The organism is Arthrobacter sp. Dra40, from assembly GCF_059091905.1.
In genome coordinates, this window is the sequence record NZ_JBNHHB010000538.1 from 1 (window position 1) to 873 (window position 873).

Consider the following 873-nt stretch of genomic DNA (forward strand, 5'->3'; position numbering starts at 1 on the left):
TCTTGCCAGTACGACGGCGACGCACAATCAGGCGGTCGCTTTCCTTGTTCGGGCGGCGGGTGCGGCCCTCGGGCTTGCCGTTCGGGTTGACCGGGTGACGGCCACCGGAGGTCTTGCCCTCGCCACCACCGTGCGGGTGGTCGACCGGGTTCATGGCCACACCGCGGACGGTCGGGCGGACGCCCTTCCAGCGCATGCGGCCGGCCTTGCCCCAGTTGATGTTGGACTGCTCGGCGTTGCCGACCTCGCCGACGGTTGCGCGGCAGCGCACGTCAACGTTGCGGATTTCGCCGGAGGGCAGACGGAGCTGGCCGTACTTGCCTTCCTTGGCTACCAGCTGCACGGAGGCACCGGCGGAGCGGGCCATCTTGGCACCGCCGCCCGGACGCAGCTCCACAGCGTGGATCACAGTACCAACGGGGATGTTGCGCAGCGGCAGGTTGTTGCCCGGCTTGATGTCGGCGCTGGCGCCGGCCTCAACGGTGTCTCCCTGCTTCAGCTTGGCCGGAGCCAGGATGTAGCGCTTGGTGCCATCAACGTAATGCAGCAGAGCGATCCGCGCGGTGCGGTTCGGGTCATACTCGATGTGAGCGACCTTGGCGGGCACGCCGTCCTTGTCGTGGCGACGGAAGTCGATCAGACGGTACTGGCGCTTGTGTCCGCCGCCCTTGTGGCGGGTGGTGATCTTGCCGGAGTTGTTACGGCCGCCGGACTTGGTCAGCGGACGCAGCAACGACTTTTCCGGTGTCGACCGCGTGATTTCGGCAAAGTCGGCTACGCTCGAGCCGCGACGGCCCGGTGTAGTCGGCTTGTATTTACGGATTCCCATAGTTCAATTCCTCGTTAAAGTGGTCTCCGCTTAAGAAAGCGGAC

General features: G+C 65.5%; 1 protein-coding gene. It reads right to left on the reverse strand.

The window, feature by feature from the left end:
- Positions 1 to 829 (reverse strand): 50S ribosomal protein L2 (gene rplB, locus AC5RWT_RS37855; RefSeq protein ID WP_494084686.1); only part of this gene is annotated, 829 nt, incomplete at its 3' end.
- Positions 830 to 873: the final 44 nt, after the last annotated feature.